The sequence below is a fragment of the Bradyrhizobium macuxiense genome, from assembly GCF_001542415.1.
In the GTDB taxonomy this organism is placed as follows: Bacteria; Pseudomonadota; Alphaproteobacteria; order Rhizobiales; family Xanthobacteraceae; genus Bradyrhizobium; species Bradyrhizobium macuxiense.
Map to the genome: position 1 here is coordinate 1 of NZ_LNCU01000044.1, position 8,378 is coordinate 8,378.

Below are 8,378 nucleotides of genomic sequence, written 5' to 3' on the forward strand. Positions count from 1 at the left end.
TGTGGAGCCTCAAGAGGTTGTTCCCGGTCAATCCGAGTCTGCTGATCGGTGGCTTTGAGCCGATACTGCCATGAGGACGATGCCAGTTGTAGCAATGAAGCCATCGTGGCAACTCGGCTGCTCTTTCTGCTGAGGTGTTGTAGGCCTGCGCATAGGCCCATTCTCGTAGGCTGGTTTGAATGAAGCGTTCGGCCTTGCCATTGGTTTTGGGTGTATAGGGCCTGGTGCGGATGTGCTTGAGGCCGAGGCGCTTACACGCCCTTAGGAAGGCGAAGGATTTGTAGCACGCGCCGTTGTCGGTCATGACGCGCTGTACCTTCACGCCGAGGCTCACGTAGTAGGCCACGGCCGCCTTGAGGAAAGCGATGGCGCAACCCTTTCGCTCGTTCTTCATGACCTGGCTGAAAGCGATCCGTGACGCATCGTCGATGCAGACATGTACGTATTCCCAGCCTGGCCCTTGACGGCGAGAACGCAGATTGCTCGACCCATGTCGATCGCCGGTGATCCGATGGCCGATCCGATTGAACTTGCCGAGCTTTTTGATGTCTATGTGGATCAGTTCACCAGGATGCTGGCGCTCATAGCGCCGGATCGGCTCGGCCGGCTCCAGGGCAGCCAGCCTGTTCAAACCGAGTCGGCGCAGGATACGGCTGACGGTTGCTGCGGAGACCCCAACTTCGAGCGCGATCTGTTTGCCGGTGTGGCGCTGCCGGCGGAACGTCTCGACAGCGGCGCATGTGGCTGCCGGGGTTTGGCTTGGCAATGAATGAGGCCGCGAGGAACGATCCCGCAAACCATCGACGCCTAATGCGCGGAAGCGCTTGACCCATTTGGCGACCGTCTTTGCCGTCACATTGAATTGGAGCGCGGCTGTGGCCTTCGTCAGGCCGCCCTCGATCACGCTCCGCACCATCGCCTCTCGACCTTTCGGCGTCAAAGGCGCATTCTTGTGGATGTTCATCTGGTCTCTCCGGGGAACACTGAAGTTTCGCAACCTCAGCTTCCTCGGTTCAGACCAGATGGACAACCTCCTGAAAGCTCACACCTAGTGGCAGGTGTCTCCCCGCAAAACGCGAAAGCGTTTTTGCGGAGGACGGTGACAAACAAGCCCAGTCTCACCGGGGAGCACGTATAAGCCGTAACCCATCGCGCAGGGAAAGCCGGAGTGCTCCGGTTACACCTGTGGTCCTACCCCCTGTGCTTTTTTCATTGCACAGGGCCCATGGGTGCGATCGGCACCCGGCTTTCCCTGCGCCCTCTGCTCGAAGAGGGCGGAACGAAAGGCAAAGCTCGGACGGTTCATGTCGCGAGAACGCGAAGCTGTATCCCAACCACAACTGTCATCGCCCGGCTTGCCGCCTCCGCTAAAGCTTCGGCGCGCCAGAGACCGCAAGCCGCGTCGAAGCCTTGGCGTAGACGGGACCGGGCGACCCAATACGCCGCGGCCCATCGATTCAATCTCAGCCGCCTCTGGAATACTGGATCACCCGCATGTGCCATGCGCGGGTGATGACACCGAGAATCTTGTCTGCATCCCTGCTCCTCACGGTGATGGCCGATCGTCGCGAATGGCACCAGCATTCGCGGCCGGCGAATTCGTCATTTCCAAACCTCGCATTGACGTCATGGCGACGACCGGGCACAGCGTGCGGCGGTGTCATCGAACGGTCGCAACGGCCGAAGGGGATACCGTCGCTGCGAATATTGCAGTGCAACAACAGCGAAATCAGCCCCTGCTAAAGGGGCAATGGCATTCGTCGCAGCTTGACTGTAATGGTGCGGCCGGATGTCTCGGGGCCGGCGGTTCGTGCCCCGCAATTACGCGGGAGGATACATGCGTAAACTCATTTTGGCTGCGGCTTCGATCGCGGCAATGACTTTTGCCGGGCCGGCATTGGCGGATTCGCCGATCATCATCAAGTTCAGCCACGTGGTGGCTTCGGACACGCCGAAGGGCAAGGCGGCGGACAAGTTCAAGGAACTGGCTGAGAAGTACACCAACGGCAAAGTGAAGGTTGAGGTCTATCCGAACTCGACGCTCTACAAGGACAAGGAAGAACTCGAGGCGCTGCAGCTCGGCGCCGTGCAGATGCTGGCACCGTCGAACTCGAAGTTCGGCCCGATCGGCATCAAGGAATTCGAAGTCTTCGATCTGCCCTACATCCTGCCCGACCTGAAGGCGCTGCGGAAGGTGACCGACGGCCCGCTCGGCGCCCAGCTGCTCAAGAAGCTGGATTCCAAGGGCATGACCGGTCTCGCCTATTGGGATAACGGCTTCAAGCAGATGAGCGCGAACAAGAAGCTGGTCGCGCCCGCCGACTACAAGGGCCTCAAGTTCCGCATCCAGTCCTCGAAGGTGCTGGAAGCCCAGTTCCGCTCGCTCGGTGCAATCCCGCAGGTGATGGCGTTCTCGGACGTCTATCAGGCGCTGCAGACCGGCGTGGTCGACGGCCAGGAGAACACCTGGTCGAACATCTACACCCAGAAGATGCATGAGGTGCAGAAGTACGCCACCGAGACCAACCACGGCTACATCGGCTACGTCGTGATCGTGAACAAGAAGTTCTGGGATGGTCTGCCGGCCGATATCCGTGACGAGCTGTCCAAGGCGATGAAGGAAGCCACGGAATTCGGCAACAGCCAGTCCGCCAAGGAAAACGACGAAGCGCTTGAAGCGATCAAGAAGGCCGGCAAGACCGAGATCATCAGCCTGACGCCGGAGCAGAACGCGGCGATGCGCAAGGCAATGATGCCGGTCTACAAGGAAGTTGCATCGCGCGTCGGCCAGCCCTTGATCGACGAGTTCCTGAAGGAAACGGGCCAGCCCCCGATCAACTGATATCGCGCTCAAATCCGGCCGGATGGCGGCCGCGAACTGATTGTGCTCCATCTCCCGCGTGGGGGAGAGGGCGGGGTGGGGGTGCTACCGCAAGTCCCGTTGTGGATAGAGCCCCCGCCCGCATTGCATCTTCGGTGCAATGCGATCTGTAAGGCATCGAGCGGAATCGGCCTCGCGACAGAGTGCCGTCACGTATGCGAATGAGCGCCGCGGCCGCATCGGGCCGCGGCAAGTGGGCGTGGCCGGTTGCCGTGTCCGGCCATGACTGGGGAGATCAATGCTGCTGAAATTTCTCGACAGGCTTGAGGAGATCATCATCGCGAGCCTGATGGGCGCCGCGACGCTGCTCACCTTCGTCACCGTCCTGCACCGCTTCCTGGTGGACGTGCCGTTCCTCTATCCGTACCTGTTCGGCATCAATCTCGCATGGTCGCAGGAACTCTGCATCTACATGTTCATCTGGATGGCGAAGTTCGGTGCCGCCTACGGCGTGCGCACTGGCATCCATGTCGGTGTCGACGTCCTGATCAACCGCCTCAATGATTACTGGCGCAAGCGCATCATCACCTTCGGCCTGCTCGGCGGCGCGTTGTTCACCGGCATCGTCGGCACGATGGGCGCCAAGTTCGTCATTGAGTTGATGCACACCGACCAGGTCTCGCCCGATATGGAGATCCCGAGCTGGATCGTCTACGCCTGCATCCCGCTCGGCTCGTATCTGATGTGCTTCCGCTTCCTGCAGGTGTGCTGGAGCTATTGGCGGACCGGCGAGCTGCCGCACCATGATGCCTCCCATGTCGACGGCATCGAGACCAGCAAGACCGCGCCCGTCGCGCTTGGAGAAGCGTGATGAGCGCCGCACTTATCTTCGGACTGCTGTTTGCCCTGATGCTGACGGGCATGCCGATCTCGATCTCGCTCGGCCTGACCGTGCTCACCTTCCTGTTCACCATGACAGAGGTGCCGATCGAGAGCGTCGGCCTGAAGCTGTTTTCGGGCCTCGACAATTTCGGCATCATGGCGATCCCGTTCTTCATCCTCGCCGGTACCTTCCTGACCCGCGGCGGCGTCGCGCGGCGGATGATCGCATTCACGACATCGCTGGTCGGGCATCTGCCCGGCGGCCTCGGGCTCGCCGGCGTCGCGGCCTGCGCGATGTTCGCGGCGATCTCGGGCTCGAGCGTCGCCACCGTGGTCGCGATCGGTTCGATCATGATGCCGGCGATGGTCGATCACGGCTATCCGAAGCGTTTCGGCGTCGGCGTGATCTCGACCTCGGGCGCGCTCGGCATCCTGGTGCCGCCCTCGATCATCCTGGTGCTGTACGGCGTCTCCACCAACACCTCGATCGGCGCGCTGTTCATGGCCGGCATCGTGCCGGGCATCCTGCTCGCGCTGATGCTGGCCGGCGTGACCTTCTTCGTCGCGCAGCGCAACGGCTATCCGAAGATGCCGCGCGCGACGATTGCCCAGCAGTTCAAGGCATTCCGCGAAAGCATCTGGGGCCTGCTGCTGATCGTGATCGTGCTCGGCGGCATTTATGGCGGCATCTTCACGCCGACCGAAGCGGCCGCGGTCGCCGCGACCTACGCCTTCTTCATCACCGTGTTCGTCTACAAGGAGCTCAAGCTCTCCGAAGTGCCGAAGGTGCTGCTGCAGTCCGCGAGCATGAGCTCGATGCTGCTCTACATCATCACCAACGCGGTGCTGTTCTCGTTCCTGATGACGCATGAGCAGATCCCGCAGGAGATGGCGGCCTGGATCATCGACAAGAACTTCTCGGTCTGGATGTTCCTGCTGGTGGTCAACGTCATCCTGCTGCTCGCCGGCAACGTGATGGATCCGTCGTCGATCCTGCTGATCATGGCGCCGATCCTGTATCCGCTCGCGACCAAGCTCGGCGTCAATCCGGTGCATCTGGGCATCCTGATGATCGTCAACACCGAGGTCGGATTGTGCCACCCGCCGGTCGGGCTCAATCTCTACATCGCGAGCAGTATCGCCAAGATGGGCATCAGCGAGATCACGATCTCGGTGCTGCCGTGGCTGTGCGCGATGCTGGTGTTCCTCGGTCTCATCACTTACGTGCCTGAGATCTCGCTGTGGCTGCCGCGCATGCTGGGAATGGTCGGCCCGTGATCCGGAACAGCGCGCGCTGTTCCCTCGCGACAGATGCGGTACGCGTCTGCGCGGAGATCGTGCGCAAGCAGGAAACCAAAGTGCGCAATAGCGTACTGCTATATTTCTGGCGGGCAACGAAGCGGATTACATCTTGGTAAGAGAGGTCTCTCTGTCTAATCCGTAAGTTGAAGCCACGGGCTGTGCGCATCATCCTCAGGCAACCTTTAAAGGAGGTTCGCATGAAGAAAGTTCTGCTCGCCGGAGTCGCGGCGCTGACGCTCGCCGGTTCGACGGTGGTCTATGCCCAGCATCGACCGTGGTTTCATGATCATATGCGGATGAGCCCGGAGGACCGGGCCGCCTTCCTCGACGCGCGCATCGCCGCGGTGCACGCCGGCCTGAAATTGACGGCAGACCAGGAGAAGCTGTGGCCGCCGGTCGAGTCCGCGGTGCGCGATTTCGCCAAGATGCGGATCGATCGCGCCAATGCGCGGATGGCCGCGGACAAGAACGATGCCGACCAGGCCGAGAGGCCGGATGACCCGGTGGCGCGCTTGCGCGAGCGTGCCGACAATATGTCGGTGACCGCGGGTGCGCTGAAGAAGATCGCCGATGCCGCCGATCCGCTCTACAAGACGCTGGACGACAACCAGAAGCGGCGGCTGACCATGCTCACCCACATGGAAGGCCGCGGCTTCGGTGCCGAGGGCTGGCGCCGCCACCGCCTCGAGCGCGGCATGGATCGCTGGGAACGCGGCGGCCGCGGTCAGGACCGTGACGACCACGATGGCGGTCCGGATCGGGAGCGGTCGGGCCGGCTCTGAGCATCCGCGACAAGCCACGGAAAAGCCGCCGGAATCCGACGGCTTATGCCTGTCGGAATCAATTGCCAAAAGTCGGGAAAACTCGCGTCAGCTTGCTGGACATCCCGGGTTCGCTTTGCTAAACGGCGGCTCTCTTGCGAGGGTCATTTCCGGACCAGTTCCGGGCGCATAGCTCAGTTGGTAGAGCAGCTGACTCTTAATCAGCGGGTCCCAGGTTCGAGCCCTGGTGCGCCCACCACCCTTAAGAGATTGGCCCGAAAGGGCTTTTTGTTTGCTTCGGTCGAACAAACCGGGGTCTCGTGCGACGCTTTTGGTGTCGTACGCCGTGCGACAAGTTGGATAATTTGGGAGTGTTGTTCGTCGGGCGCGGGCAATCGCCGATTTCCAACCCCGCGTGTTCACGGATGACCCTGTGCCGAAGCGCTGGGCTCGTTCTCCGAATGCAACACAGCACGCGAGACCGGCGGCGCGCTGCGCGACTTGGTTTCAGCTGCGGGCTTAAGGCCGCAGCTCATGCGCCGCTAAAGCACACCTCGCGGTCTCGTTCAGCCTTTCATGCCGTCCTTCCGCACCTGCAATTCAAGCATGTCGATGCCGGAATCGGCGCGAGCCGCATTGCAATGGCGGTAGTGCTTCACGATGGTCTGCGCGCTTTGGTATGAATGCCCAGTGATGTCGCAGATCGTCAGCAAGTCGCAGCCAGCACGATCGAGAAGCATGACGCAGGTATCGCGCAGGTCCTGGACATGCTTTTGGTCGAGTTCGCCGGCGCCGTTGACGAACATGAGCGACGGGCACGGCTTCAGAAACCACGCCGTGTCATCGCTATTGCTGTCGCGCGTTGCCTGCGCATCCAAGCATTCCGCCAGTGCTCGCGCGCGCTGATCGACCGCGCGTGCGCGCTGTGCCTTGTTCCTTCATCGAGGGGGAAGGGTACGAATAGCCCTTCGGCGATTATGGTCCGTTCGCTGGCCAGTCGCTCCGAACGAACGATCGCTTGGTGCGCGGTATCGTGTGCAAGAATGCGGAATACGGCAACCGCGCGCGCCGTCGATACCCGATGACGGTAGGTGCTCTCGTCATGTGGCTCGCCATTGTCCTCGTTGACGAAGAGTTCGGGCGGCACCGCATCAAGTTGAAGCCGAAGCTTGAGCGCCTTCACCCGCGCCGCGTGCTCGCGATGATCCGCCATCTCGATATGGCGCTGATTGTGGCGATCGATCTGTCCGAGAAGTCGAAGGCACCGGAATATGGCCTGATCAACAGGACGGTTTGGCGAGCACTGCTGAGTGTCGGCGCCGTGGGGGACGTTTGTGGCCACTATCTCGATGCGGAAGCACATGTGATCGACCATGAGCTTGCCGCGTGCGTGGTCAATCCGCCGACTAAAGACCCCGGAAAAGTGCGAAGCGGTTTTCCGAAAAGATCATGCTCAAACAAGGAGCTAACGCGCGATGGCGATTTAACCTAGTACCCGCTTTTCTTGGAACGTGAGTCGTGATTCAAGGTCGGGATGATACCCGAAGCAAGAGAAGTCCGCCTTTCGAGGAAAGATCGCAAGGTGCTTGAGGCGTGTTGTCGCTCACCGATGACATTGCAGCGCGATTTGAAGCGGGCGCGGATAGTCCTGTTAGCGGCGGACGGGCGCAGCACCCGGTCGATCGCCAAGGAAGTTGGGGTCCAGCCGCGGATTGTCAGCGTTTGGCGGCATCGCTATGCCGACCAAGGCCTTGAAGGGCTGCAAGACAAGCCGCGGCCCGGCAAGCAGCCGATCTATACGAAGACGACCGACAAGCGGATTCTGAAGCTGCTGGATAAGCCGCCCCCGCAAGGGTTTGCGCGCTGGACCGGCCCTCTGCTGGCCGAGGCGCTAGGCGATGTTGACGTCCAATATGTCTGGCGGTTCCTGCGCAGCCACAAGATTGACCTCGCGGCTCGCAAGTCCTGGTGTGAGAGCAACGACCCGAACTTTACGGCCAAAGCCGCCGATGTCGTTGGCCTTTACGTCGCCCCGCCGGCGAAGGCTATTGTGCTCTGCGTGGACGAGAAGCCCTCGATCCAGGCTTTGGAGCGAGCGCAGGGCTATCTGAAGTTGCCCAATGGCCGCGCCTTGACCGGCCAGAGCCACGATTACAAGCGGCATGGCACCACGACATTGTTTGCAGCGCTCGAAGTCGCCACCGGAAAGATCATCGCTACGCATTCAAAACGCCGTCGCCGTGTCGAGTTTCTCGATTTCATGAACAGCCTCACCGCGGCCTTTCCGGGCCGAAAGCTTCACGTCATCCTCGACAACCTCAACACCCACAAGAAGAATGAGAGCTGGCTCAAGGCCCATCCCAATGTGCAATTCCATTTCACACCGACGAGTGCGTCCTGGCTCAACCAGATCGAGGTATGGTTCTCAATCCTGCAGGGGCAGTCGCTCAGCGGCACCTCCTTCACAAGCCTCAAGCAGCTTCAGGAACACATCGATGCCTACGTCAACGCCTACAACGACAAAGCCGAGCCCTTCGTCTGGACCAAGAAAAAGATCCGTCAACGCCGTTTCAAGGGCCGCCGTATCAATCAACTCTGATTCCGGGTACTAG

Annotated in this window: 8 protein-coding genes and 1 tRNA gene; 7 read left to right on the forward strand and 2 right to left on the reverse strand. The window is 60.9% G+C overall.

The features are described from left to right. The coding region (locus AS156_RS16275; RefSeq protein ID WP_066501212.1) for an IS481 family transposase at positions 1 to 964 on the reverse strand (964 nt) is incomplete at its 3' end. A gap of 873 nt (positions 965 to 1,837) precedes the next feature. On the opposite strand from AS156_RS16275, the gene AS156_RS16280 reads away from it, so the two are divergent. From AS156_RS16280 to AS156_RS16300, 5 genes are all read left to right on the forward strand, one after another. Next, positions 1,838 to 2,842: a TRAP transporter substrate-binding protein gene (locus tag AS156_RS16280; protein WP_066506066.1), complete on the forward strand. Its 1,005-nt coding sequence runs from the start codon at positions 1,838 to 1,840 to the stop codon at positions 2,840 to 2,842. A 277-nt stretch (positions 2,843 to 3,119) separates the two neighbouring features. After that, a complete protein-coding gene (locus AS156_RS16285) occupies positions 3,120 to 3,692 on the forward strand; it encodes a TRAP transporter small permease (protein WP_066506068.1) in 573 nt (190 codons plus the stop codon). Beyond that, the gene (locus AS156_RS16290) at positions 3,692 to 4,981 is read left to right on the forward strand and encodes a TRAP transporter large permease (protein ID WP_066506075.1); all 1,290 of its coding nucleotides are present in this window, start codon (positions 3,692 to 3,694) and stop codon (positions 4,979 to 4,981) included. Before AS156_RS16285 ends, AS156_RS16290 begins: the two co-directional genes overlap by 1 nt. A 221-nt stretch (positions 4,982 to 5,202) precedes the next feature. Beyond that, positions 5,203 to 5,787, forward strand: coding sequence for a Spy/CpxP family protein refolding chaperone (locus AS156_RS16295; RefSeq protein WP_066506077.1), 585 nt, complete (start codon positions 5,203 to 5,205; stop codon positions 5,785 to 5,787). Between the two features lie 162 nt (positions 5,788 to 5,949). Continuing rightward, positions 5,950 to 6,025: transfer RNA gene (locus AS156_RS16300), tRNA-Lys, on the forward strand. 307 nt (positions 6,026 to 6,332) lie between these two features. Here the strand turns inward: AS156_RS16300 and AS156_RS16305 are convergent. Next, positions 6,333 to 6,644 (reverse strand): hypothetical protein, encoded by a 312-nt coding sequence (locus tag AS156_RS16305; protein ID WP_066506080.1) that lies wholly within the window; start codon positions 6,642 to 6,644, stop codon positions 6,333 to 6,335. Between the two features lie 143 nt (positions 6,645 to 6,787). Between AS156_RS16305 and AS156_RS16310 the strand changes: the two genes are divergently transcribed. Both AS156_RS16310 and AS156_RS16315 read left to right on the forward strand, forming a co-directional pair. Beyond that, positions 6,788 to 7,258 (forward strand): sugar-binding domain-containing protein, encoded by a 471-nt coding sequence (locus AS156_RS16310; protein WP_245312851.1) that lies wholly within the window; start codon positions 6,788 to 6,790, stop codon positions 7,256 to 7,258. A gap of 42 nt (positions 7,259 to 7,300) precedes the next feature. Beyond that, complete coding sequence (locus AS156_RS16315; RefSeq protein ID WP_066503481.1) at positions 7,301 to 8,365, forward strand: IS630 family transposase; 1,065 nt, start codon at positions 7,301 to 7,303, stop codon at positions 8,363 to 8,365. Positions 8,366 to 8,378: the final 13 nt, after the last annotated feature.

Coding starts and splice junctions, on each gene's coding strand:
- AS156_RS16295 (WP_066506077.1), top strand. CDS start 5,203: ATGAAGAAAGTTCTGCTCGCCGGAGTCGCGGCGCTGACGCTCGCCGGT.
- AS156_RS16315 (WP_066503481.1), top strand. CDS start 7,301: ATGATACCCGAAGCAAGAGAAGTCCGCCTTTCGAGGAAAGATCGCAAG.
- AS156_RS16290 (WP_066506075.1), top strand. CDS start 3,692: ATGAGCGCCGCACTTATCTTCGGACTGCTGTTTGCCCTGATGCTGACG.
- AS156_RS16280 (WP_066506066.1), top strand. CDS start 1,838: ATGCGTAAACTCATTTTGGCTGCGGCTTCGATCGCGGCAATGACTTTT.
- AS156_RS16285 (WP_066506068.1), top strand. CDS start 3,120: ATGCTGCTGAAATTTCTCGACAGGCTTGAGGAGATCATCATCGCGAGC.